Source organism: Streptomyces sp. NPDC059785 (assembly GCF_042732375.1).
GTDB lineage: Bacteria > Actinomycetota > Actinomycetes > Streptomycetales > Streptomycetaceae > Streptomyces.
On record NZ_JBHWHV010000007.1, the window covers coordinates 128,811 to 151,946 of the forward strand.

At 70.9% G+C, this 23,136-nt stretch carries 24 protein-coding genes and 3 pseudogenes; 11 read left to right on the top strand and 16 right to left on the bottom strand.

Annotated elements, in window-relative coordinates; translation table 11 throughout:
* Positions 1-177: 177 nt before the first annotated feature.
* Entirely contained in the window at positions 178-624 is a 447-nt protein-coding gene (locus ACFV6E_RS07740; protein ID WP_385172836.1) for a hypothetical protein, read from the top strand.
* On the opposite strand, the gene ACFV6E_RS07745 is transcribed toward ACFV6E_RS07740, so the two are convergent.
* The 7 genes from ACFV6E_RS07745 to ACFV6E_RS07775 form a co-directional block, all read right to left on the bottom strand.
* The gene (locus tag ACFV6E_RS07745; RefSeq protein WP_385172834.1) at positions 561-1,022 is read right to left on the bottom strand and encodes a S26 family signal peptidase; all 462 of its coding nucleotides are present in this window, start codon (positions 1,020-1,022) and stop codon (positions 561-563) included. The genes ACFV6E_RS07740 and ACFV6E_RS07745 overlap by 64 nt on opposite strands.
* Positions 1,019-2,893, bottom strand: a complete 1,875-nt coding sequence (locus ACFV6E_RS07750; protein WP_385459915.1) for an ABC transporter ATP-binding protein — start codon at positions 2,891-2,893, stop codon at positions 1,019-1,021. The genes ACFV6E_RS07745 and ACFV6E_RS07750 overlap by 4 nt, the downstream gene beginning before the upstream one ends.
* Entirely contained in the window at positions 2,890-3,432 is a 543-nt protein-coding gene (locus tag ACFV6E_RS07755) for a TlpA family protein disulfide reductase (RefSeq protein WP_385459917.1), read from the bottom strand. The genes ACFV6E_RS07750 and ACFV6E_RS07755 overlap by 4 nt, the downstream gene beginning before the upstream one ends.
* 11 nt (positions 3,433-3,443) lie before the next feature.
* On the bottom strand, positions 3,444-4,016 hold the full coding sequence (locus ACFV6E_RS07760) for a MauE/DoxX family redox-associated membrane protein (protein ID WP_385459919.1): 573 nt from the start codon (positions 4,014-4,016) through the stop codon (positions 3,444-3,446).
* A gap of 98 nt (positions 4,017-4,114) precedes the next feature.
* Positions 4,115-4,303 (bottom strand): hypothetical protein, encoded by a 189-nt coding sequence (locus ACFV6E_RS07765; protein ID WP_385172824.1) that lies wholly within the window; start codon positions 4,301-4,303, stop codon positions 4,115-4,117.
* 406 nt (positions 4,304-4,709) lie between these two features.
* Entirely contained in the window at positions 4,710-5,228 is a 519-nt protein-coding gene (locus tag ACFV6E_RS07770; RefSeq protein ID WP_385172821.1) for an alpha/beta fold hydrolase, read from the bottom strand.
* A gap of 187 nt (positions 5,229-5,415) precedes the next feature.
* The gene (locus ACFV6E_RS07775; protein ID WP_385459921.1) at positions 5,416-6,903 is read right to left on the bottom strand and encodes a TerD family protein; all 1,488 of its coding nucleotides are present in this window, start codon (positions 6,901-6,903) and stop codon (positions 5,416-5,418) included.
* 208 nt (positions 6,904-7,111) lie between these two features.
* On the opposite strand from ACFV6E_RS07775, the gene ACFV6E_RS07780 reads away from it, so the two are divergent.
* The 3 genes and pseudogenes from ACFV6E_RS07780 to ACFV6E_RS07790 all read left to right on the top strand — a co-directional run bounded on the left by ACFV6E_RS07780 (position 7,112) and on the right by ACFV6E_RS07790 (position 9,724).
* Positions 7,112-7,777: a hypothetical protein gene (locus ACFV6E_RS07780; protein ID WP_385459923.1), complete on the top strand. Its 666-nt coding sequence runs from the start codon at positions 7,112-7,114 to the stop codon at positions 7,775-7,777.
* A 483-nt stretch (positions 7,778-8,260) separates the two neighbouring features.
* Positions 8,261-8,867 (top strand): annotated as a pseudogene (locus ACFV6E_RS07785) (chitinase); the annotation flags it as partial.
* An 86-nt stretch (positions 8,868-8,953) separates the two neighbouring features.
* Positions 8,954-9,724, top strand: a complete 771-nt coding sequence (locus tag ACFV6E_RS07790; protein ID WP_385172988.1) for a polysaccharide lyase family 7 protein — start codon at positions 8,954-8,956, stop codon at positions 9,722-9,724.
* Here ACFV6E_RS07790 and ACFV6E_RS07795 read toward each other — a convergent pair.
* The gene (locus ACFV6E_RS07795) at positions 9,705-10,661 is read right to left on the bottom strand and encodes an aminoglycoside phosphotransferase family protein (protein ID WP_385172990.1); all 957 of its coding nucleotides are present in this window, start codon (positions 10,659-10,661) and stop codon (positions 9,705-9,707) included. The genes ACFV6E_RS07790 and ACFV6E_RS07795 overlap by 20 nt on opposite strands.
* Before the next feature lie 148 nt (positions 10,662-10,809).
* Between ACFV6E_RS07795 and ACFV6E_RS07800 the strand changes: the two genes are divergently transcribed.
* Together ACFV6E_RS07800 and ACFV6E_RS07805 are read left to right on the top strand one after the other, a co-directional pair.
* Positions 10,810-12,279: a DUF6351 family protein gene (locus ACFV6E_RS07800; protein ID WP_385172993.1), complete on the top strand. Its 1,470-nt coding sequence runs from the start codon at positions 10,810-10,812 to the stop codon at positions 12,277-12,279.
* Between the two features lie 72 nt (positions 12,280-12,351).
* Positions 12,352-13,200 carry an alpha/beta hydrolase gene (locus ACFV6E_RS07805; protein ID WP_385172996.1) on the top strand — a complete coding sequence of 283 codons (849 nt, stop codon included), beginning with the start codon at positions 12,352-12,354 and terminating at the stop codon, positions 13,198-13,200.
* Positions 13,201-13,255: 55 nt separating this feature from the next.
* On the opposite strand, the pseudogene ACFV6E_RS07810 reads toward ACFV6E_RS07805, so the two are convergent.
* The 4 genes and pseudogenes from ACFV6E_RS07810 to ACFV6E_RS07825 all read right to left on the bottom strand — a co-directional run.
* Positions 13,256-13,946: pseudogene (locus tag ACFV6E_RS07810) on the bottom strand (SDR family oxidoreductase); the annotation flags it as partial.
* Between the two features lie 199 nt (positions 13,947-14,145).
* A complete protein-coding gene (locus ACFV6E_RS07815) occupies positions 14,146-14,811 on the bottom strand; it encodes an MSMEG_1061 family FMN-dependent PPOX-type flavoprotein (protein ID WP_385172998.1) in 666 nt (221 codons plus the stop codon).
* A gap of 320 nt (positions 14,812-15,131) precedes the next feature.
* The gene (locus ACFV6E_RS07820) at positions 15,132-15,455 is read right to left on the bottom strand and encodes an AzlD domain-containing protein (protein WP_385173001.1); all 324 of its coding nucleotides are present in this window, start codon (positions 15,453-15,455) and stop codon (positions 15,132-15,134) included.
* On the bottom strand, positions 15,452-16,126 hold the full coding sequence (locus tag ACFV6E_RS07825) for an AzlC family ABC transporter permease (RefSeq protein ID WP_385173003.1): 675 nt from the start codon (positions 16,124-16,126) through the stop codon (positions 15,452-15,454). The genes ACFV6E_RS07820 and ACFV6E_RS07825 overlap by 4 nt, the downstream gene beginning before the upstream one ends.
* Positions 16,127-16,183: 57 nt before the next feature.
* On the opposite strand from ACFV6E_RS07825, the gene ACFV6E_RS07830 reads away from it, so the two are divergent.
* The 3 genes from ACFV6E_RS07830 to ACFV6E_RS07840 all read left to right on the top strand — a co-directional run bounded on the left by ACFV6E_RS07830 (position 16,184) and on the right by ACFV6E_RS07840 (position 18,503).
* Positions 16,184-16,768 (top strand): helix-turn-helix domain-containing protein, encoded by a 585-nt coding sequence (locus tag ACFV6E_RS07830; RefSeq protein WP_385173006.1) that lies wholly within the window; start codon positions 16,184-16,186, stop codon positions 16,766-16,768.
* Between the two features lie 258 nt (positions 16,769-17,026).
* A complete protein-coding gene (locus tag ACFV6E_RS07835; RefSeq protein ID WP_385173009.1) occupies positions 17,027-17,668 on the top strand; it encodes a hypothetical protein in 642 nt (213 codons plus the stop codon).
* Positions 17,669-17,807: 139 nt separating this feature from the next.
* The gene (locus tag ACFV6E_RS07840; RefSeq protein ID WP_385173012.1) at positions 17,808-18,503 is read left to right on the top strand and encodes a pyridoxal 5'-phosphate synthase; all 696 of its coding nucleotides are present in this window, start codon (positions 17,808-17,810) and stop codon (positions 18,501-18,503) included.
* Positions 18,504-18,594: 91 nt separating this feature from the next.
* On the opposite strand, the gene ACFV6E_RS07845 is transcribed toward ACFV6E_RS07840, so the two are convergent.
* Both ACFV6E_RS07845 and ACFV6E_RS07850 read right to left on the bottom strand, forming a co-directional pair.
* Positions 18,595-19,275, bottom strand: a complete 681-nt coding sequence (locus ACFV6E_RS07845; RefSeq protein WP_385459925.1) for an aminoglycoside phosphotransferase family protein — start codon at positions 19,273-19,275, stop codon at positions 18,595-18,597.
* A 142-nt stretch (positions 19,276-19,417) separates the two neighbouring features.
* Complete coding sequence (locus ACFV6E_RS07850) at positions 19,418-19,792, bottom strand: NAD-dependent epimerase/dehydratase family protein (protein ID WP_385459927.1); 375 nt, start codon at positions 19,790-19,792, stop codon at positions 19,418-19,420.
* Between the two features lie 12 nt (positions 19,793-19,804).
* Between ACFV6E_RS07850 and ACFV6E_RS07855 the strand changes: the two are divergent.
* Positions 19,805-19,900 (top strand): annotated as a pseudogene (locus ACFV6E_RS07855) (cytidine deaminase); the annotation flags it as partial.
* A gap of 43 nt (positions 19,901-19,943) precedes the next feature.
* Here ACFV6E_RS07855 and ACFV6E_RS07860 read toward each other — a convergent pair.
* Together ACFV6E_RS07860 and ACFV6E_RS07865 are read right to left on the bottom strand one after the other, a co-directional pair.
* Positions 19,944-20,588: a dihydrofolate reductase family protein gene (locus ACFV6E_RS07860; protein WP_385173020.1), complete on the bottom strand. Its 645-nt coding sequence runs from the start codon at positions 20,586-20,588 to the stop codon at positions 19,944-19,946.
* Between the two features lie 272 nt (positions 20,589-20,860).
* Entirely contained in the window at positions 20,861-22,072 is a 1,212-nt protein-coding gene (locus tag ACFV6E_RS07865; RefSeq protein WP_385173023.1) for an MFS transporter, read from the bottom strand.
* Positions 22,073-22,163: 91 nt separating this feature from the next.
* On the opposite strand from ACFV6E_RS07865, the gene ACFV6E_RS07870 reads away from it, so the two are divergent.
* A complete protein-coding gene (locus tag ACFV6E_RS07870) occupies positions 22,164-23,033 on the top strand; it encodes a LysR family transcriptional regulator (RefSeq protein WP_385173026.1) in 870 nt (289 codons plus the stop codon).
* Positions 23,034-23,136 lie beyond the last annotated feature (103 nt).

Sequence of the window (23,136 nt, forward strand, 5' to 3'; positions counted from 1 at the left end):
GGCTCCCTTCCACAGGCTGTATGCCTCGGCAAGTAGCTGGAGGGAACGAGGGAAGCCACGTGAAGCCGCGTGCAGGAGGTGGGTACAGGGTGCCCGTCCAGCACCCCGTACCCCGTCCAGCACCCGGTCCCCGGCCCAGCACCCGGTCCCCCTTCAAGCGACCCCTTCGGAGGACAGATGACGCAGTGCAAGCAGCCGCCACAGCCGGGCCCCGTCGCCACTCCGCGGGAGTTCGTGGACCGGATGCAACAGCTCAAGGCCTGGTCCGGACTGACCTACCGGCAGATAAGCGCCCGCGCGCTGGGCAACGGCGACTGTCTGCCCGCGAGCACCCTGGCAGGTGCGCTCTCCAAGGTCACCCTGCCCAGCCAGTCCGTGGTCGCCGCCTTCGTCCGGGCCTGTGCGGGCTCCGACGAGGTGCCGTCCTGGGTGGTGGCACGGCAGGCGCTGGCGGTTCCCGACGACCCGCCCCCGACCCCGCCTCGGCAGGCGGGTCACTATCAGGAACTGCTCAGGACCGGGCTCGTGCTCGGCACCGCCGTGTGCGGAGCCACCGCCGGTTATCTGCTGACCCGGGGCAGTCTGCGCAGGACGACGCCCAGCAGGGCGTCGGCGGGAAAGTAGCCGATCTGCCGCGAGTCCAGGCTGTTGGCGGAGTTGTCGCCGAGCAGGATGACCCGGCCCGGGGGCACCCGCCCGCCGGGTACCGGGTCCCCGGGGACCGAGGCGACGCGTTTGATCAGCCAGCCCTCGTGGTCCGCCGTGAACACGACCCGGGTCGGTGGCCCTTCCGCGTCGCCGGGGGTGAACGTCGGCAGAGGAGCGACCACCACGTGTCCCGGAGCGGGGGTGGCACCGCGGCGGACCAGTACCCGGTCGCCGTCACGGTACGTGGGCTCCATGCTGCTCCCGTGTACCGTCACGGAGACGAGACTGCGGCGGGCGAGCACTGCTCCCAGGCAGCAGACGGCCGCGAGGACCAGGCAGCAACCGGCCGCCACCCGGGCCGGGTTCCGGCTCACCGCGCGTTCACCGGCGTCGTCGTGGTGTCGTCCTGCGTGTGCTCCTGGTAGCCGACAGCTTGCAGCGCGAACAGCCGGGCGTACTCTCCGCCCGCTTGCATCAGCGCTCCGTGATCGCCCTGTTCCGCGATCCGGCCGCCGCTGAGTACGACGATGGTGTCGGCGTCCCGTACCGCTCCGAGCCGGTGCGAGATGAGCAGGCTGGTGCGGCCCGCGCGATGTGCCCGGATCGAGGTGTGGATCTCGTGCTCGGCCTCGGCGTCGAGACCCGCCGAGGGCTCGTCGAGGATCATGAAGTCGCGCCGGTCCCGCAGGAAGGCGCGCGCCAGCGCCAGACGTTGCCACTGTCCGCCGGACAGTACGACCCCGGTCTCCGGGTCGTCCTTGTCCGACTCCATGAGGAACATCCGGGACAGCAACGTGTCGTACGCCTGAGGGAGTCGGGCGAGCTTGGTGTGGATTCCGGCGCGTCGTGCCGCGTCACGGATCCGGTCCCGGTCGCCGAGGGCGTCGAGGTCGCCGAGGGCGATGTTCTCGGCCGCCGTCATGTCGTAGTGCATGTAGTCCTGGAAGACCGCACCGATCCGTCGGCGCAGTTCGGACGGGTCGACGTCGCGGATGTCGGTGCCGTCCCACAGCACCGCTCCGCGTGTCGGGTCGTAGAGCCGGCACAGCAGCTTCACCAGCGTGGACTTCCCCGCCCCGTTCAGCCCGACCAGGGCCAGCGATCCGCCGTACGGGATGCGCAGACTGACCCCGCGCAGGACCCAGTCGTGCTGGTCGGAGTAGCGGAACCACACGTCGCGCAGTTCGATGTGGTGCCGCAGCGGCGGTACCGGGGCGGGCCGGGACGGCACAGGAAGATCAGGTTCCGCCGTGGTCGTGGCGACGTAGTGGTCGAACATGATCAGCGCGTGGTGCACCCGGGCGGTCTCGGTGGCCAGGGTGGTCATGGCGCCCTGGACCCCGGCCACCGCCGCCACGAAGACGGTGACGTCTCCCAGCGAGAGCGCTCCGCCGCGCGCGGCGAGGGCCGCCCAGATCAGGCCCCCGCCGGACACCAGCGAGGCGATCCCGCACAGGCCGGACTGGAGCCGGAGCTCGCGGCGGTCCACCGAACGCCGGGCAACGTTGACGGTGCGGCGGGCCGTCAGCATGCGCTCGCGGAGGAAGCCGCCGGTGCAGAAGAGGCGTATCTCCTTGGCGGCTTCGACGCTGGAGAGCAGGTGGCCGTAGAAGATCTCGCGGCGTTCGTCGGGCCCGACGGCCCAGTACATCCCGGCGCGGCTGCGGGCCAGCGAGATCTGGGCGATGAAGGTGGGCAGCCCCGCGATCAGTACCAGCACCGACATCACGGGGCTCAGCAGCATCAGCGACCCCACGAACCCGGTGACGATCACGGCCGCCTTCAGCAGGCCGAGCGTTCCGTCGACCGCTTCGTTGGGGGTGCTGCGGCCCGCCTGCTGGGCGAGCCGCAGCCGGTCGAGGAAGGCGGGGTCCTCGAACCGGCCGATCCCGGTGAACCGGTCGACGGCCGTGAAGAGCCTTTCCTGCGTGACCAGGCCCACCGCGCGCTCCAGCTCGCCTCTCAAGTACTTCGTCAGCTGCGGAATCAGCGCGATCAGCAGGCCCGAGACCGCGAGCCCCACGGCCGGCGACAGCACCTCCGCGGCCGGAGCGCCGTGCGCCAGCCGGTCGAGGACGGTCTTGGTGAGCCAGGCCGTGGCGGGCGGGAGCAGACCGGCGACGAGTGCGAGGGCGCCGACGACGGCGAGCTTCCCCGGGGCCGCCGCGATGGCGAGCGACCAGGCGTCCGTGATGCGCCGGGCCGGAGCGGGCACCCGGCGCGTCCGCGAGGGCGCTGTGGTCATGCGCTCGTTCCGGCCGGTACGTCCAGGGCCACCCGGCTGTCCGTGACCACCGGGAGCCGCTCACCGTCCGACTCGACCATCAGCACGGTCGGGAAGGAGTGCGCCTTGAAAGCACGTCCCACCGGGCCCTGGCGCTGTTCCACCACGACGCGCGCCACGGGCTCCAGCGCGGCCACGAACTCGGCGGCGTCGTCCTCCTCGGTCACCACGACAGCGAGCGCCCCCGCGCGCCTGCCGCCCCGCGCGGCCGCGAGTTCGGCGAACCTCGGCAGCTTCTCCTGGCAGGGGCGACAGGTGGGCGAGAAGAACCCGACGAGCGTTTCGCCCCGTAGCGCATCAGCGCCGACGGGAGAGCCGTCCACCGCGACCGTGTGGAACTCCCCGATGGTGTCCCCGACCTGGGCGGCAGGCGGAGCGGAGCGTGCGGCGGCCAGTAGCTCGGTGTGTTCGCGCAGCCGCTTGATCACACCGAGGGTGAGGAGCAGATCCAGCGTGCACAGCAGCCCCACGAAGACGGTGAGGACGAGCAGAAAAGTCACAGGGATTCCTCTCAGCGGCCGGTGGGACCGGCGGACGGAAAGAGCAGGTCGAAGAGGTCGTCGAGCCGGGTGATCAGCACTCCGGTCAGCAGCCCGGACACCGCGGCGACCACGGCCGGCCCCGGGGACACCGGGGAGGTGGACGCGGACGCGGCGATGCCGGTGACGGCGACGGCCGCGAGGAGCGCGTTGCGTACGACATGACGTCGGCCCAGCGGGACCTGCGAAGGGCCGAAGCAGGCGCAGACGGCGTGCGCCCCGCGCCGTACCGCGATCCCGATACCGGCCGCGAACACGGTGAGCAGCAGGGCCGCGGCACCCAGCCCGAGCCCCGCGAGGGTGGACGAGGGCGCGATGAGCAGGGCGGCGATGCCCCCTTCGGCCGTCGTCAGCAGCCGTGCGGCGGTGCGCACCCGGTTCTCCGGCAGCAGCCGCAGCTCGCGCAGCGAACCGACGAGATCGGCGAGCGCGCCCCGCGCGGTGAACTTGCCGATGAACGATACGACGAAGACCGTTCCGATCAAGCAGCGGACCCCTATGGCCAGATAGTGCACGTCGACGCTCCCGTGGCGATGTGCCGGCACGGCGCCCGGCCCGCCCGGAGGCGGTCGCGGACGCCGTACCGTCGATCACTTGGACGTGGTGCGACCGCCGGGCCGCACCGCGGGCGTACGGAGTGCCCTCAGGTGCACTCGTACTCCCCGTTGCAGCCGCAGCCGGTGGCGCAGTACGCCACGCACGGGCCGCCGCCGCACTGCCAGCACGAGTCGAACGGCTTCCACCAGTAGTCGCACGCCTGGGCGGACGCGTCCATCTTCGGCACGAGGCGCGCCAGCAGGCTGCTGCCCGCGGTCTCCAGCATCTTGAACACGGTCACTCCTCTCTCGACATCGGACATACGCGAGGTGCACGGCTGTGCACGGGGATGACTGTGTGCGTGGCCGGGGCGCCGGGACAACGCTTCGCGGCTGTGCCGTAGCGGTCCGCACAGTGCGGCACCGGACCGCACGGTGCCGGCCCGGTCCGCACCGTGCCGGTCTGGTACGGCACGGGCGCCGCGGTCAGGAGACGGCCGCGTCCAGGGCGTCGGCGAGTGCGGCGGCCGTCGACAGCATCGGCCAGTGTCCCGTGGGCAGGTCGAAGCCACACCACGGCGGCTGGTCCAGGAAGGCCGGCATCGGTACCCCGGCGGCCAGCAGGCTCCTGAAGTCGTGGCAGGCGATCAGTACGCGGTCCGTGTCGGGGCTGAACTCGGCCGGTCCGTCGAGGTGTTGGGTCTAGGTGCCGAACGGCTGGGGGGTGGCACGCGAGCGCAGAGCGTCCCGCCGGTCCTCGTCGAGTCCGTCGAGGCTGCTGGTCGGGCCGAGGGTCTCGAGGGGCGGTACCGGCAGCCGCCATCCGTCGCCGAAGGCGTCGACCTGGCGGCGCAGTTGGTCCGCCGCTTCCGGCGGCATGAGGTCGAGCATGCGCATGCCCGCGGTGAACGGGGCGCTGTCCACGTGGACCACGCGCTCCAGCCGGTCGCCGAGACGTGCGGCCGCCCCGGTCACGGGAGCACCCGCGTAGCCGTGGGCGGCGAGGGTGACGTCACGCAGATCATTGCGCTCGACGAAGCCGGTGATGTCCGCGATGTGTGTGTCCAGGTCCGTATCCGGCGCGCCCTGGCCGGCGCGCTCGGCCAGGCCCGTCAGTGTCATCGGCCATGCCGTGTGACCGTGTTCGCGCAGCGCGCGGGCGGTGTCTTCCCAGGCCCACGCTCCGAGCCAGGCACCGGGAACGAGTACGAAGGTGGCCATGTGATCTCCCAGAAGTGAGGTCTACGGGGAGCGTAGGGCCGGCATGGGACGGGTCCCGCCCATACCGGCCGCGAAGGCACGGCACAGCGCGCGGGGTCTGGATGTCGGGCAGTCGGCAGGCGGCGTCCGGTGCGGTCGTGGACCGACCGCACCGGACACCCACCGGCATCGCCCGCCGGTACGCCGGTCAGCCCCTGCCGCGCCAGCCCCAGCGGGACTTGCGGACGGTGTTCGTCCGCTCCGGGTCCGGCGCCGTGAACGGCGCGAACGCCTGGACCGTGGCACTGTCCTCGGGCGCGGTGTCCTCCGGCTGTCCGACGCCCTTGAGCCTGGCCCGCCACGGCCCGTCCGCCATCTCCAGCTCGACGATCACCGGACCCTCGGGCAGTGGGTGGGTCTCCCGGCGGGCGCCGATCTCGTTGATGAAGTTCTCGCGGCGCGGGAGCGTCGCGTGGTCGGTGTGGCCCTCGAGCTCGTACCGGTGGGCGATGAGGTTGTCGTCGCCCTTGTAGCGGATGGCGAAGTCGGACGGGCCCGCCGTGTGCAGCAGGACGTCCGGGCCGCGCCACTCAAGCCACTCCCCGGTCAGCCGGTGGGCCGCGGCGAGCGGCAGCACCGTCACCTGCCAGGGTCCCTCGGCCTGGAGCCGCAGACGCAGCGGACCGTCCTGCGGGACCGTGGTGAGCAGCCTGCCCTGGAAGTCGTCCTCGGTGCTGTTGACGAGGACGTCGCCCTCCTTGTTACGCCGGTTGAGGGGCGTGAGACACGTCCAGCCTTCACCGCGCACAAGCAGCTCGACGACGACCGGGCCCGGCGGGAGGCCGTCCATCTGGAGGACGTCGTTGTCGCGGCCGGTGAGCGTGCGCGGCTCGAAGACGGGGCCGAACACCCAGTCCCGCGGCACCGGCTGAGGCTGCTGCGGCAGGGGTGCGGCCGCGGCCGCCGGGCTCGGCACTGCCACGGTCGGTACCTGTGCCGGCGCCTGTGCCGGTACGGGTGTCGGTAGCTGTGCCGGTGCCGGTACGGGTGTCGGTAGCTGTGCCGGTGCCGGTACGGGTGTCGGTACCTGTGCCGGCGCCGGTACCTGTGCCCCAGGCACGGGTGTCGGTATCGGCGCGGCCGCAGGCGCCCCCGTCGGCGATGCGAACGCCACGCCCACCGGCGCCGCCCCCGCCACCGGCATCACCCCCACACCGTGATCCGCCGCAAGCGCCTGGAGCCCGCCCGTATACCCCTGGCCGACCGCCCGGAACTTCCAGCCGCCCGCCCGCCGGTACAACTCCGCGAGCACCAGCGCCGTCTCGTCCCCCACCTCCGTCATCTCGTACCGGGCGACCGAGGTCCCGTCCGGCGCGTACGCCTCCACCGACGGAACCCCCGTCTCGCGCACCGTCCCACCGCGCGTGGACCCGACGACGAGCACCCGCTCGACGTCCGCCTCGACCTCGCCGAGCCCCGCCTCCAGCCATGTGGTGCCGTCCGCGCCTCCCGCCAGGCGTACCGCGCCCGACGGATGCGACGGCGCGCCGTCGGTCACGACGTCCTGGTCCCCCCGGACCCGGCCGTCCCCCGCCAGCAGCAGCGCCGTCGCCCGCAGTTCGCCGCGCACCGCGATGCGCAACGACACGGTCGGAACGAATGAGTTGGCCCCCTTGACCAGATCGCTCACGTACATGCCCCCTCCGTCGTCACCGTCGTCCCTGCCGACGGCGGCTCTTTCGACACATTCTTCACGTAGTCATCACGATGATCTAGGAGCGGAGCATCCCATACGGCGACGCACCGTCGCCTCCTTGCAGCGGAGGATCAGTCGGCGCTCCCGGAAGCGGCCTGGTCACGGGGCTGGGTGGGGGGCGGTCCCCTGAAGGTTGCGGGGGATCGGGGTGTCCGGCAGCAGGAAGGCGAACAGCACGCCGGCCGCGCTGATGCCGGTGGGCTTGCCGCCGGCGCCCGCCAGTTCGGCTCCTCCATCGGCGTCGCCGTCACCGGCTCGATCGATCGAAGCGCTGCAAACCCAGTTGGCCGCCCTGCGGCAGGATCACAGCATCCTGGTGAACGTGCAGCAGGCCCTGGGTCTGCCGTCCGTGCCCACCGCGCCCGCTGCCCCTGCACCGAAAAAGAGCTCGGCCGTCCCGGCTCCACGCAAGAAGAAGCCCGCGACCGCGTCGAGCACGGCCAAGCCCGGCAAAGCCGAGAAGCCGTCGAGGCCCTCGAAGGCCGGGAAGTCCGCGAAGGCCGCCGCTCCTGCCACCAAGCAGGCCGGCAAGAGTGCCGGCACAGCACCGGCCGCGCCCACGCTCGTCGACCTGGTGCGCGAGCACCTGGCGGCCCAGAGCGGACCCCGCTCCGCCGCCGAAGTCACCACCGCGCTGGGCAAGCAGCACCCAGAACGCACCGTCAGGACGACCGTGATCCGCACGACGCTCGGGGGCCTCGTCGCCAAGAACCAGGCCCAGCGCGCCAAGCAGGGCAGCTCCGTCTTCTACACCAAGCCGGGAAGCAGTGAGACCGTCGCGCAGGACGAAGCAGCGGCACAGCAGTCCGCCTGACGTTCTCACGGCCGGGACGTCACCGGCACGCACCAGGTGCCTTCCTGGCACGGCGCCCGCACGCCGTGCCAGGCCCGGTGAGTGTGCCGACCGTCCACCCCTTCCCCGGGATGTTCGCCTGCACGGACGAAGTCCCCGTCGTCCTCGCACCCCCGGACCGTGCACCCGCCAGTCGGGTCGGTCATCCTGCTGAACACCGGTTCGACGGAGGGCAGTTGAGCACCGCCCTGTGAAGCCGGTGCCGACGGTCACCGGCATCAGAGAAGTGCGTACACCCCCTTGACGCTGTTGGTCCAGACCTCTAAGTTCACCGCACACAGAGGTTCACAAGTACACCTTTCGTTCACTGACGTGAACAGTCATGAACATCCGTCACCCATCGTCTCCCCCACACCGCCGCCTCACGCGACGGACAGACGAGAGGCAGTGATCATCCGCATGTACCTACGACCCCGTGTCCGCGCCGTGGGCGGTGTGCTCACCGCGGTGGCGCCCTACCTCTGCAACGGGTGGGGCGACCCGCCCAGCCCGACCGCCATCACCAACGCCACCGGCGTGAAGTGGTGCAGCCTCGCCTTCCTCCTCAGCAACGGCTACCGCAAACCCCAATGGGACGGCGCCCGTTCACTCACCGGCGGCGTAGACGCACGGACCATCAGCACGGTCCGCGCCAACGGCGGGGACGTGATCCCCTCGTTCGGCGGGTACAGCGGCAACAAGCTGGAGAGTTCGTGTGCCGGCTCCGGTGAGCCGGCCGCCGCGTACCGTGAGGTCATCAACGCCTGCGGACTCAAGGTGTACGTCACCATCGGCACCGACCGGAGCGGCCCCGACCGCAGCCTGATCAACCGGGCCGCGTCCGCCGGTCTCACCTGGGCATCTCCTCCATGAACGGCGTCACCGACATGGACGAGACCGTCACCGACTTCCGCACATCCTGGCCTACGCCCAGCAGCACCACCTGGTCCGGCTGACCTTCTGGTCCGCCAACCGCGACCGGCCCTGCACCGGCGGCGACGAAGAGACCTGCTCCGGCGTCAGCCAGTCCGACTGGGACTGCACGCGGGTCTTCGCCGGCTGCACCGGCTGACCCGGCGCCCCCGGCCCCTCCTCGCACACCCTCACCCGTCTCCACACGCACCCCCACCCGTTCCCACTCCACTCGGAGGATCCGTCATGCTCCGCACCAGAATCCTGACCTCGGCCACCGTCGCCGCCCTCACCGGCGCCCTCACCCTCCTGGGCAGCCCGAACGCGCTCGCGGCCGACCCCACCAAGACACCCGGCGAGAACTTCGACCTCGGCGTCTGGCAGCTCCAGGAGCCCGTGGGCTCCCCCGGCTCGCCGACCACCATCTCCTCCGCCCGGCTCGAAGCCGGTTTCGAGGACGACTACTTCTACACCGACACCCGTGACGGCGCCATGACCTTCTGGGCGCCCGAGAAGGGTGTCACCACGCCCAACTCCAACTACGCACGCTCCGAGCTGCGGGAGATGAACCGCAGCGGCAGCGCCGCCGACTGGTCCCTCAGCGGCAGTCACAGACTCAGCGCCACCCTGCGCGTGGTGTCGGTGACGTCCAACGTATGCGTCGGACAGATACACCTCGGCAGCGGTGGCTCGTCCACCAAACCGCTGGTCGAGCTGTACTACCGCGCCAGCGGGGACATCGTCGTCGGTACCGAGAACTCCCCCTCGGGCGGCCAGACACTGCACACCGTCGGACACGTGTCGGTCGGCAAGACCTGGACCTACAACATCGCCGTCTCGGGCGGCGACACACTCGACATCACCGTCAACGGCAGCACCACACACTACGACATACCCTCGTCCTTCTTCCCGTACAAGCAGTATTTCAAGGCCGGTTCCTACAACCAGTCCTCCTCCGACAGCACCACCAAGGGAGCCCGCGTCGCCTTCTACGGACTCACCGTCTCCCACAGCTGACGTTCATCCTGCCGAGCAGAGCTCGGGCGATGACCGAAGGAATGGCGGGCAGGCGGGGCTCACCGCTCTCGACCGTCCACAACGCCGTCTGGAGGACCCGGCCGAGCGTCCACCCGGCGGCGCGCTGCCGGTCCAGGCCGACGACCTCGGTCATGAGGTCGAACCGGCGGCGGACGGCACCAGAAACGTCCCCGGACCTCTCGACCGCATCCCACCGGTTCCACAGTGCCGGAAAGAGATCGAAGCCGGGATCACCGGCCGGAGGTTTGGGGTCGATCGCCAGCCACCGGCCCCGTCCCGAGGACGGTGGCGCGGCGAGCACGTTGTCATAGTGCAGGTCCCAGTGGAGCAGTCGGTCGCCGGGTTCATCGAGTACCTCACGCAGGGACGCGGCACATGCTTCGAGCAGGCGTCGCTCCGATGGATCGGCCAGTCGCTTCCGTACGGCAGACACCCGGCCGAGAACGGCGTCGGCGACATCGGCCAGTCGGCGCAGCCCAGTGGGGGCCGGAACGGCGACCAGACGGGCCAGGATCTCGGAAAGGAGCTGCAAAGCGGCCATGTCGTCTTCGACGCCGTGCAACGAGCGCGTGGCGTCCAGCCGCTCCAGCAGCATCGCGCCTGTACGGGGATCGGCCTCGAACAGCGACACCGCCCCGTGCCCGGCCCACGCTCTCAGGGCTGCGGGCTCCCCGTAGGTCTCCTCGTCCACCGGCTGGAGCTTGAGCGCGGCCGGTGTGCCGTCCGCACGGAGGACCGGCAGTACCAGGGCGACGGCGCCGTGGCGGGGCGCTCCGTCCAGCCGCAGATGCCACCGGTCCAGACAGTCCTCGGCCAGGGCCGGAAGCGCGGCGATCCAGGCCCGGCCGGACTCCCCGAAGTAGGTGTGATGCGACGCGGCAAGCGAGTCGGGAACGCGGATACGGTCATGAGCCACCGCAACATGCTCGCAGGGAAAACGTCGGCACGGCGGTGAGAACACTATGACCGTAATGATCAAGACTGTGGTGGCCGGACGAGGCACTTCCTAATATCTCGGCTCGCGGCACACCGTCGCGCCGCTGCCCGGCTTGAGGAGCCACGTCTTGCACACACCCGCCGTGTTCCCCCGATTCCGCCGTCCGGCCGCCGCACGCCGACGGCGACGGCACACCACCGCCCTGGCCTGCGCGGCCGTCCTCGCGGGCACCGTGCTGGGCGGCGCGCCCGCCGCCCGGGCCGCCGCCGGAACCCCGCCCGCCCCCACCGCCTGCCCGCCCTCGCTGACGGAGACGGCCACCTGCTACGGCGGCCAGGACGACAACGGCGCGTACTACACGATCGCCGTGCCCACCCGCTGGAACGGCAAGCTCGTCGTGCACGCGCACGGCGGCCCCGACCTGGGCGACACCTCCGACCCCGCGCGCAGCGCCGACGACCTCGACCGGTGGTCGGTGATGGTCAAGGAGGGCTACGCCTGGGTCGGTTCCTCCTACCGGCGCGGCGGCTACGGCACCCGTATGGCCGCCGCCGACACCGAGAACGTACGCAAGGTGTTCGTCGCCGCGTTCGGCCGGCCCTCGCACACGTATCTCCACGGTCAGTCCTGGGGCGGGAACGTGGCGGCCAAGGCGGCCGAGCTGTACGGGCGCGAGGGCGGCGCCTACGACGGGGTGCTGCTGACCAGCGGGGTGCTGGGCGGCGGCTCGCGCGGCTACGACTACCGGGTGGACCTGCGCGTGGTCTACCAGTACTACTGCCAGAACCACCCGCGGCCCGACGAGGTCCAGTACCCGTTGTGGCAGGGGCTGCGCGCCGGTTCGACGATGACCACCGCCGGTCTGCGCGCCCGCCTCCAGGAGTGCACGGGCTTCGCCTCCGCACCGGCCGACCGCACCGCGCTCCAGCAGCGCAACCTCGACGACATCCTCGCCGTGACGCACATTCCGGAGCGCACGCTGGAGTCGCACCTGCGGTTCGCGACGTTCACCTTCCGGGACATCGTCACCGAGCGCCTCGGCGGCCGCAATCCTTTCTCGAACGTGGGCGTGCGGTACTCCGGTTCCCACGACGACGCGGCCCTCAACGCCGGTGTCGAACGCTTCGCCGCCGATCCGACCGCCCGGCGGGACCTGTCCTGGGACAGTGATCTCACCGGCAAGGTGTCCCTTCCGGTGCTCACCCTGCACGCGATCGACGACCCGACCGCCTTCGTGGAGCACGAGGCCGCCTACCGGGCCACGCTGCGCGGCGCCGGACGTGCGGACCATCTGGTGCAGACGTTCACCCGCGAGTCCGAGCACAGCGCGCTCAGCGACGCCGAGTACGCCAACTCGATGGCCGCGCTGGACAACTGGGCGCGCACCGGCCACAAGCCCACACCGCGCTCCGTCGCCGCGTCCTGCGCCACGTACGACCGGGTCTACGCCACCGGCTGTCTCTACGACACCGGCTATAAGCCCGCTCCCTACGCCTCGCGGGTGCGGCCACGGCCGGGCGGGCTGTCCTGGCCGGCGATGACCGCCGCGCAGGAGCGGTCCTGGAGCCGGATCGACGGGGTCGGCATCCCGTCCTGACGCTGGTCGGCGTTCGGTCTGCCCCACGGGACAGGGGCCATGGACGGCTGAGCAAGACCTAGAGTGGGCCCCGTGACCACCGAGGTGCCTTACCGGCCGCTCCCGGTTGACCAGTCGGACGTTCGCTACTCCCATGGCCCCGACTCCGCTGTCCAACCGGGCGTGCCCGTCGGCGAGACGATCGAGTTCGACTGGAACGACAGCGCGGTCTACCCAGGCACGGCACGGAAGTTCTGGGTCCACGTACCCGCGCGGTACGACGCGTCGGAACCGGCGTCGCTGATGGTGTTCCAGGACGGTTGGTGGTACCTGGACCCCGCAGGCGAGGTCCGCGGAGCGACCGTCCTGGACAACCTCGTCCACCGCGGCGACATCCCGGTCACCATCGGCGTGTTCGTCGACCCCGGCGTCTTCCCCGACGCCGGGGACCCGAAGAACCGCAACACCGAGTACGACGCTTTCGACGACCGGTACGTCAGCTTCCTCCTGACCGAGATCATTCCTGAGGTCACCAAGCGCTACACGATCGCCGAGGACCCTGACCGGTGGGGCATCTGCGGTGGCAGCAGCGGCGGCAACTGCGCCTTCACCGCGGCGTGGCTGCGCCCGGACAAGTTCCGCCGCGTCATCGGGTACCTGTCCAGCTTCACGCAGATGCCGGGCGGCAACCCCTACCCCGAACTCATCCCCGGCGTCCCCCGCAAGCCGCTGCGCATCTTCATGCAAGCGGGCCACCGTGACCTGGGCTGGAACGGACCTGAGGCGAACTGGCTCGCCAACAACCTGCGCGTCGCGGCGGCACTCGCGGAGGCCGGATACGACTTCCGCCTCGTCCTCGGCGACGGCGGCCACAGCCCCAACCACGGCGGTGTCCTGCTCCCTGACGCCCTCCGCTGGTTGTGCCGGTCCGACGAAGACTGAGCCTTCTGTCATCGATCCGCCGGCCGCAGGGCGGTTCTCCTTCCGGCGCCGAGTGTCAGTTCTGGGAGCCGCCGCCGTCGACGGCGGCGAGTTCCGCGCCGGTGGCTAGGTGGCGTCGAAGGCGAGGAACACCACCGCCCTGGCGACCTCCGCGGGAGTACCCATGCGCTGCACGGGATTGTCGGCGGCCAGCTGCGCCTTGGTCCGCTCGGCCACTCCCTTGGGCATCGGCTCCTCCAGGATGCCGGAGTCGATCGGGCCGGGGCTGACCGCGTTGACGCGGATCCGGCGCGGCCGCAGCTCCCGGGCCAGGCTGCGGGTCATCGAGCGCACCGCCGCCTTGCCGGCCGCGTACGCGCTGAGCGTCGGAAGCCCCAGCACGTTCGCCACGGATGTGGTGAGCACGCCCCCGCTGCCTTCCGCGAGCCGCGGTGCGAGCTTCTGCACCGTGAAGCAGGGGGCCCTTGACGTTGATGGCCGCCAGTTGATCGAACAGCTCCTCGCTGGTCGCCTCGAACGGCGCGAAGCCGTTGGCACCCGCGTTGGCGAACAGGGCGTCGACCGTGCCGAACTCGGCCTTCACCCGGTCGGTCAGCGCGTCGACGTCGGGCAGCGATGCAGTGTCGCTGCCCGGGCAGCGATGCGGCGTCGCTGCGGACGACGATCGCCCGCGCGCCGAGCGGGTCGCCGGCGGCGTCCAGGGCGGCTTGGTCCCGCCCGGTGTTCAGCACCCGGGTCCCTACGTCGCACCACCGCGCACCATCACCATCGGCTACGTCGAGGACCCCGTCGTCACCCCCGCCCGACGGCCGGCCCGCTCCGCAGACACCAACCCGCTCGTCGCCCACTTCTGCGGGTACGCGAAACAGCACCTCGTTCGCAGCCCGGGCATCAACTGTTGGGAACGGGCGTGAGTGCCGTCGGTCTTCACTGCCGTCGGTCCTCTCATTCAAAGCGCAGGCGCAGTGACTCCCGTTCGGCCTCCTCGATCTGGTCGACGGTCAGGCCGGGCAGGTTCAGCTGGGCCAGCGTCACCTCGGCGCTGGCCGGCTGAGCGTCCGCAGGCACCCAACGCTCCGGTTGCCAGGCGTTGGCGCGCATCAGCGACTTCGGGCAGTGCGGATAGACCTGCTCGACCTGCACCACCAACGCAGTGACCGGCGCCTTGCCGACGGGAGTGAGCCGGGCGAGCAGCTCCGGGCGCGCCGAGACGCAGGCGCGGCCGTTGACGCGCAGCGTGGTCGGGCGGCCGGGGATGAGGAAGAGCAGGCCGACGCGCCCGGTCCGCAGCACGTTGTGCATGGTGTCGAGCCGCTTGTTGCCGGTCGCGTCGGGGATCGCCAAGGTCCGCTCGTCCAGTACCGAGACGAACCCGGCCGGGCCGCCACGCGGCGTCACGTCCGCCCGCCCCTCGACGTCCGCGCTGCCGATGAACACCAGCGAGGAACAGCCGATCAACGCCCGGGTCTGCTCGGTCAGGCGGTCGGTCTCCTTGCGCAGTGAGTTCGGGTTCGGCTGCGGGTAGAGCTCGCGCAACTGGTCCGGGCTGGTGAGGGCGTCCGCCCGAAGGGACTCGAAGAGCGAGCCGACGGCCCCAGTGTCGATCATCATATGGCCGACCCTAGAGGGCGGTTGAGGCAGCAGGCGGGACAATGTGTCATCTCGCCCGTGCCGACCGTGCCGACCGTTCGCTGCCTGGCTGCGCCCATCCGGTTCATGGCACGCAGGCCCGGCCGCTGCATAGCACAGCCCACGCTTCCAGCTCCTGTCCGTCTCCCGCAACGCCGCCGCGCACCGGATCCGCACACCGCTTGCCCGGCCCGGCCCGGCCCGGCAGCATGCGTCGACACCGCCGGTACGCCTACGACCTCGTCGACGGCGAGTCGAGGGCCGCCGCTCGGGCCGTCTGCGTCATCGCCTGGGCTGCGGCATCAGGGGACGGAGAGCAGGCGGAGGAGGGCTGTGGTGGAGGCCGCGGCGAGGATGACGGCCAGGAAAGGTGCTTTGCGCCAGGCCAGTACCCCGGCGGTGAGGACGCCGGCGGGGCGGGCGAGGCCGGCGTATGTGTGGCCATCGAAGAGCGTCGCCGTGACCAGCAGGGCGGTGAGCAGTACCACGGCGGAGGACTCGAGTACCTGCTCGGCCCGGGGCGGGACGCTGATCCGCGTACGCAGCAGCGGCCCGGTGAGGCGCAGGGCGAAGGTTCCGGCGGCCAGCGTGAGCATCGCGCCGACGATCTGGGAGTGGTTCGTCATGGCGTCTCCCGGGACGTGGAGGAGCGGATCAGCCCGGCCAGGGCCAGCAGTACGGGCAGGCCGGCCGGCAGGACGGGGGTGGTGGCCGCGGCGAGCGCGGCCCCGGTCAGGGCCGGCCGCCGGTGGGTGCGGTCGCGCAGAGCGGGGAGGATCAGGGCCAGGAGCACGGCGGGGAACATCGCGTCGAGTCCGAGCGCGCTCGTGTCGTGCACCGCGCTGCCGAGCAGGGCGCCCAGGAGCGCGCCCGCCGGCCAGCAGACCAGGATGCCCAGACCGCAGGCCCAGTAGACGGCCCGTCTGCGTACGGGTTCGCTCTGGGCGAGGGCGAAGACCACGGTCTCGTCGTTGAGCAGATGTGTGCCGACGAGCCGTCGCCAGCCCTCGCCGGTCACCTCGGGGACGGCCAGACCGAACGGCAGGTGACGGGCGTTGACCAGCAGCCCGGCCAGCACAGCGGCGAGGGGGCTGCCGCCCGCGGCGATGATGCCGATGAACAGGAACTCCGAGGACGCGGCGAGAACGAGAACGCCCATCAGCACGGGAAGCCACCAGGGCAATCCAGAGGCGACCGCGATCGCGCCGTAGGACAGCCCGGTGACCCCCACGGCGAGGCACACCAGCGCGACATCTCTCAGGGCATCCCGCCCGAGTGTTCTCCAGATCGAACGCATGGGCGTTATGATGGAGCCGTTCGGCAGAAAAAACAATCGGTCCATTGGAGCGAACACATGGCAGAGGACGCCGCACCCCGCGCCACGCCCTCCCCGAAGGCGCCGCTCAAGGTCATCGCCGCCTCACTGCGCAGCGCGCGCGGCCGCACCGGGCTGTCGCTGAACGAAGTCGCCCGCCGGGCCGGAATCGCCAAATCCACCCTGTCCCAACTGGAATCAGGCGTGGGAAACCCCAGCCTGGAGACTCTGTGGGCACTGTGCGTCGCGCTGGAGACCCCCTTCGCGAGCCTGCTCGATCCGCCCAGAATGCAGGTCCAGGTGATCCGAGCGGGCCAGGGCCCCACGGTCGCCTCCTCACAGACCGACTACCGGGCCACGCTCCTGGCCGCCTGCCCGCCGAGCGCCCGCCGCGACATCTACTCCGTCACGGCGGAGCCGGGCGAACCGCGCCTGTCGGACCCTCACATGCCGGGAGTCGTGGAGCACGTCGTCATCGGGACGGGCCGGGCCCTCGTCGGCACGGCCGACCAGCCGGTCGAACTCCACCCCGGCGACTACATCGCCTATCCCGGCGACATGCCGCACCTCTTTCAGGCCCTCGATCCCGGCACACGGGCCATGCTGGTCTCCGAACACACCTGAGCACACGGACCGTGCTGGTTCTCCGAACACACCTGAGCACACCGCCCACCCGGCCAGCTGCACCATCGCTGCGCAACGACAAGGCCGAACTCGGGTGATGGCCCCGCGACATCCCCACACCCGCCGACCAGCGCGAAGCCCTGCGGGCGCTGAACACCACCCACGCCGGCACAGCCCTGCCGAGTGCGCTGCCGCTCGCCCAGAACCGGCCGATGGCCTGCCGGTCACCCGGCCGAGGCGTCCGCCTATGCTCGGCTCGTGCAGCCGCATTCCGACAGCAGCAATCCGTTGATCACGGCGTTCCCGGCCGAGTTCGCAGGCGACACCGAGGCGGTCCTGGCGCTGATGCCTGCTTCTCGACTCCAGCCGCAGGCCTCGTTCACGGTCACCGTAGAGGGCCGGCAGGTTCTGATTCCCGGGCGCCTCTACAACGACGAGCCTCCGGCCGAGGCGGTGGCGTCGCTTTCGTCGCGCCAACGGCAGCTCCTGCACTGCCTGTACTCAAGGCACTGCGACGGCGTGGTCAGACAGCGTCACCTGCTGAAGGTCGTTGCTTCCAAGGATCCGTGGGTCGTCCCCTTCATCGTGCAGCTGGTCGGCGAGTACGTCCTGGAGATCCTGGTCGTCATCCGCGATGAGCTCCGCGATCTCGCTGTCCCCGGCACTTGCGGCCATCGCGCTTACGGGCGGTTCCTCGTGGACAACCCGGCCTTCTTCGCGCGCACGCAACGACGGGTCGTGAGCTACTGGAACTGCTACTACCGGGGCGTCTACGCGGACTTCCGCGGCTACCCGGGGTGCACCCTCCTCGACCTCCTACGATCCGCTGCCTCCGACACAGCAGGACACCCCTGGCCCACCCTCGCTCCGACCGGCACCAGGGTGGACGGCTACTGCTGAGCCCGGCCGGGTCACCGGGCACTCCCCCTGCGCTCACCTCGGCGAACATCCTGCCCGGCACAGTTTCCCGCACCGTGGGGCCCCTATAAGGTCGAAGGGACGTGGTCGGAGACACCAATGGCTCAGAGGGGGCGCCGCAGTGGGCACGGTGGAACAGCAGGGTGACGGAGCGGGATCCGGAAATGTGCGGGAGTGGCTGCGCAGTCTGGAGGTGTTCGCCGGACCGCTGGCGGACTTCGATCCGGCCGGTGCTCCGGCTGAGCCGGTCGAGCTGTTCCTCGACTGGTTGCGGGAGGCGGTCGCGGCGGGTGTGCCCGACGCACACGCCATGACACTGTCGACCGTCGGCGAGGACGGCGGCCCCGACGCCCGGGTGCTCATCCTCAAGAACGTGGACACCGGCGGCTGGCAGTTCGCCGTGGACACCCGCAGCCCCAAAGGCCGCCAACTCGCCGGCCTGCCCCGGGCGGCGCTCACCTTCTACTGGCCGCTGCTGGGCCGCCAGGTACGGGTGCGGGGCACCGTGGAACCCGCCTCCCCCGAAGAGAGCTCCGCGGACCTGCTGGCCCGTGCGCCCTCCGCCCGCGCCGAGGTACTGCTGGGTCGCCAGAGCACCCACCTGGACAGCCCGGAAGAGCGCGACCGCGACTTCCGGACGGCGCTGGCCCGCATCGAGTCGGATCCCGACCTGGTCAGCCCCGAATGGACGCTGTGCACCCTCGTCCCGGTCCGGATCGAGTTCTGGCAGGCGGACAAGAGCCGCCTGCACAACCGGCTGCGCTACGAACGCCCTGACCGCCACACGTCATGGGAGCGCCACATGCTGTGGCCGTAGCCACGCACACCCGCCTGCGGTCATGCGGCTGTCATCGTCTCGCCGATCCCTGAAAGGCACAGCGCCGCTCCCTCCAGGAGAACGAGAGGGGCTACGGGCTGTCAGCGCCAGGTCCGAAAGCGGCCTCGATCCACTGCGCGTCGGTCTGGTACCGGCGGTCGTGCCCGTCGGCGATGTGCCGGCCGAAGGCCGGATGACCCGCTGCCGCCTGTGCGTGCATCCAATCGACCAGCGCCCGCAGCCGCGCCGCCGCGGCTGCCGGGAACGCTGCCCGCTCCTCCTCGGACAGCCCGTACGCGTCGGCGAAGAGCGCCAGCCGACGGCGGGCTTCGGGAACGGGCAGCGCGGGTTCGGCTGCGTCCGGTGCGTACAGCGGTACGAAGCGGTACGCCGTGTAGGCCACGTCCCACAGCCGCGGCCCGGGATGAGCGGTGTCGAAGTCGATGAAGGCGACGGGGAGTTGCTCCCGGAACACCGTGTTGTACGTAGCGGCGTCACCGTGGCAGATCACTTCTGCGGGCTCACGCGCCGGGAGCAGCCAGACGTCGTCCGGCGTGCGTACGAAGCTCACCGAGGCATCGTGGAAAGCGCGCAGCAGGCGTGCCGCCGCGATCAGCGACGCGTCACTGCGGACCTGCGGTGCGAAGAAGTCGTGTCCCACCTCGCCGGGCAGGAACTCGACGATCTCCTCGGTGCCGTCCTGGCTCAGCCCGTAGGGACGCGGGGCCCCGGCGAATCCCGCCCCGGCCAGATGCGCCAGGAATCGCTGCACCGTGGCGCTCCACGGACCTGCCGGACGTCTGACGCGACCGCCTTCACGGACGACCTGGTTCATTCCGCCGGACAGCACCTCGTTGTCTTCCACCGGGGCACCGTAGGCGGATCGGCCGGACGTCCGCGACACGATTTCCCGGCTACGGGCGCATGGTCCGCCCTCGGGCGGTGCCTTCGACGGCTTCCGCATACGCTCGGGCCACCTCACTGACGGCAACGCCGTCGCGGAGATGACGCACCGCGTTCCGGGCCACCGCCACCTGCCCCAGCAGCTTGGCCCGTACTCCGGTGACGAACTCGCCGTCCGACACCGAGGCCAGGTCCACCAAGGGGCCGCTCGCGGCGCAGCACACCACCGCGTCCGGGTCCGACACCTCACCGAAGAGCGCGTCCACGGAGGAGGGATCTTCCAGGTCCACCCTCACCGGACCCCTGCATGAGGCCTTCACGACCTGATGGGCAGCCTCCAACTCAGCTGCGACTGTGCTGCCGACCGTCCCGGTCGCCCCGATCACACTCGACTACTTCCGGACCTGAAGGTCATCGTCGGTGCAGGCGACCGTCTGCGGACAGTCGCCATCGCTGGCCTGCTCCCCGAGAGCTACGTCTGGGCCGACAGACAGCCGGGACGGATCGCCCGGTTGACGACCAAGGAGGCGTCGTGGGTCACCTCCGCCAGAACAGGTGGTGCACGACACCACTCGGACTGGGCACGACCTCCAGATGGAACCGGTCCAGCAGCTCATCGGGCGATTCCCACAGGCGCAGGCCGGACCCGAACCGCACCGGTGCGACCGCTACGTGCAGGGTGTCGACAAGGTCGGCATCGAGGAACTGGCGGACGGTGGTGACCCCGCCGCCGAGCCGGACGTCCTTGCCCTGAGCCGCCTCGCGCGCCCGGTCGAGGACCGAGACCGGATCCCCCTCGACGAAGTGGAAGGTGGTGTCGGACAGCGTGAACGAAGGACGCTTGTGATGCGTCATGACGAACACCGGGGTGCGGAACGGCGGCTCCTCGCCCCACCAGCCGCGCCAGTCGTGATCGCGCCAGGGCCCGCGCTGCGGGCCGAACTTGTTGCGCCCCATGATCTCGGCGCCGATGTTGCGCGGGAAGTCCCGCGTGAAGTAGTCGTCCAGGCCCCGGCTCCCGCCCGGATCGGTGCGATTGGGCCAGCTCGCCGTCGCACCGGCCCAGGAGAAGAGCCGCTCGGCACCGGCAAGACCGAACGGACTCTCAAGGCTCTGATGCTCACCGGCACCGAACCCGTCACTCGAGACGTTGAAATTCATGACTCTCAGCAGCTGTTCCATGTGCTTCCTCTCGTACAGACCCGGTCGATGGCCTCATGTGGCCGAGCGCCCCGCACCAGGTGGGCGAGCGCCCCACACCAGGACGTCGAACGCACCGCGCCCGAATCGACAGCCGCCCGCAGTTTCTTCCGTGCCCGAGGCGGAGCGACTGCGGGGACCGGCTGACCAGTGGCTTGGTGGCCGCCGTTCCCCGCTCCCGCCCGTCACGGTTCCGGCACGACCTCTCCGTCCCGCGGTCCGGGCAGCCTGGTCACGCTCGCCGCTGAGGTGTTTCAGCGGCGGAGCATCCGGGAGCCGGAGACCGCGACGAGTATCGCGGCGAGGCTGACGAGGCCGACGAGCACGGCGACGGTGGGCCAGACCCTGAGCGCGGCGGCGGTGAGCAGCGGCGGGATGGTCATGCCGGCGTAGGCGATGAGGAAGACGCCGGCGAGCGCCTCGCCCCGACGCTCCGCATCCGCGACCGTGGCGACGGTGCCGAGGGCGGCGCGGAACAGGATGCCGATCCCCGCGCCCGTGACCCCACCGCCGATGATGAAGAGCGGAAGCGAGGCGACGACGGCGGCGACACCGATGCTCCCGAGCCCGAGCACGGCGAGCGCGATGGCCAGCCCGATCTGGGGGCGCGTTGCCAGCCGCAGGGTGACGATCTGCGCGAGGGCCGCCGCCATGAACACAACGAATGGCGCCAGACCGGCGAGCAGGTGCGAATGCAGTCCGAGGAGACCGACGAGGAAGGTCGAGGACAGCCCCATGAAGGTGCCGAACACCGCGAACGCCCCGAACGCCGCCGCTCCGGCCGCCCAGAACGCGCCCCTGCCCGCCGCCGGCACCGCGACGCGCTGCGGTCGGTAGGCAGGGCGCTCCTCACGGCGCTCGACGGTTTCGGGAACGAGGGCGACCAGGATCCCTTCGACGACCAGGAGGACGGCGAAGGCCACGTAGGGCGTGACGAGGGGGCGCGTGGACCAGGTCGCGATCAGCCCACCGATCAGCGGACCGAGGCCGATGCCGCCGAGGTTCGCGAACGTCGACACGAGGGCGACGCGGCCTTTGGCGTGGTGGGCCGCCGCGCCGAGCTCGGAGAGGTGTGCGGTCGCCGTGGCGGTGAGGATGCCGATGCCGAGTCCGCTGACCAACCGGGCGACGATGAGGCCGGCGACGCTGTTCCAGACGAGGAAGAGGATCGCGGCCAGCAGATTGACGAGCAGCGATCCGAGGATCACGCGTCGGCGTCCGAGCCAGTCGGAAACATGGCCCGCGAGATACAGGCTCAGCATCACCCCGGCCGCGTAGGCGGCGAAGATGACGGTGAGGACGATCGTGGGGAAGCCGTCGCGCTGCTGGTAGATCGCGTAGAGGGGCGTCGGTACGGCGCAGAACGCGAGCTCGGTGCTGAAGGCGAGCGCGATGATCCAGAACCCCGCCCCGTGCGGGAGTCGTGCGGTGGTCGGAGTCCGGGCGGGAGTCGCTGTTGTCGTCATTCCTCCATGCTCGACATCTGCCGCCATCGCGTCCAACGCATACTCTTGGTCGTAGTAATCGATGCGGACGATGGAGCGGTGGGGCGGAGAGATGGAAACCCGACTGGTCGAGTATGCGATCGCGGTCGCCGACGAGCTGAGCTTCACCCGTGCCGCGCAACGGGTCTACGCAGCACAGTCGACCGTCTCCGCGGGCGTGCGTGCGCTGGAACGAGAGCTCGGTACCACGCTCTTCGAGCGGGATCAGCGAAAGGTGCGGATCACCGCCGCCGGAGAGGCGGTGCTGCCCGCGCTTCGCGCACTCGCCGACGCCGAGGCGCGCGCCCGTACCGCGGCCGACCCGCGAGGCGAACTGCGGGGCGAGCTGCGCATCGGGGTGTTCTCCAGCGTGAGCTACCTCGCGATCCCGCGCGTCATCGGCGCCTTCCACCGCGGACACCCGCTGGTCGACCTCCGGCTGCGCGCGGCTTCGACCGGCTCGGCGGAGCTCGCCGACGACGTCCGGCGAGGGCGGCTCGATCTCAGCCTGTACGGGCTTCCGGCGGCCACCGCCCCGGACCTCGCCGTGCACCGGCTCGCCACGTCGCCGTACGCGGTCATCGTCGCGACCGACCATCACCTCGCGTCGCGTGCGGGGCTGGCGCTGAAAGACCTCGCCGATGAGCGCTTCGTGGACGCGCCTGTCGGTTTCGGCAACCGGGACGTGCTCGACGCCGCGCTCAGCGCACGCGGGGTCGTGCGCGACGTCAGAGCCGAGGTCACCGAGACCAGCTCGATCCCGGTCTTCGTCGCGGGCGGCCTCGGCATCGCGTTGCTCCCCGAACTGCTGATCCCGCCGAGCAAAGGCATCGCAGTCGTCCCGCTGAAGGAGCGCATCACCTGGGAGTTCAGCGTCGTGACGCGGACGTCGACCGGCGAAGCCACCGCGGCTCTGCTCGAGCAGTTGCTCGCGGCCTACTGATCCTTGTTCCTCGGCCTCCTCGGTCTCCTGGGCCTCCTCGGCGTCCTCGGCGTCCTCGGCGTCCTCGGCTCATGAGGGGCGGGCGGTCGAGGAGCACCGCGAA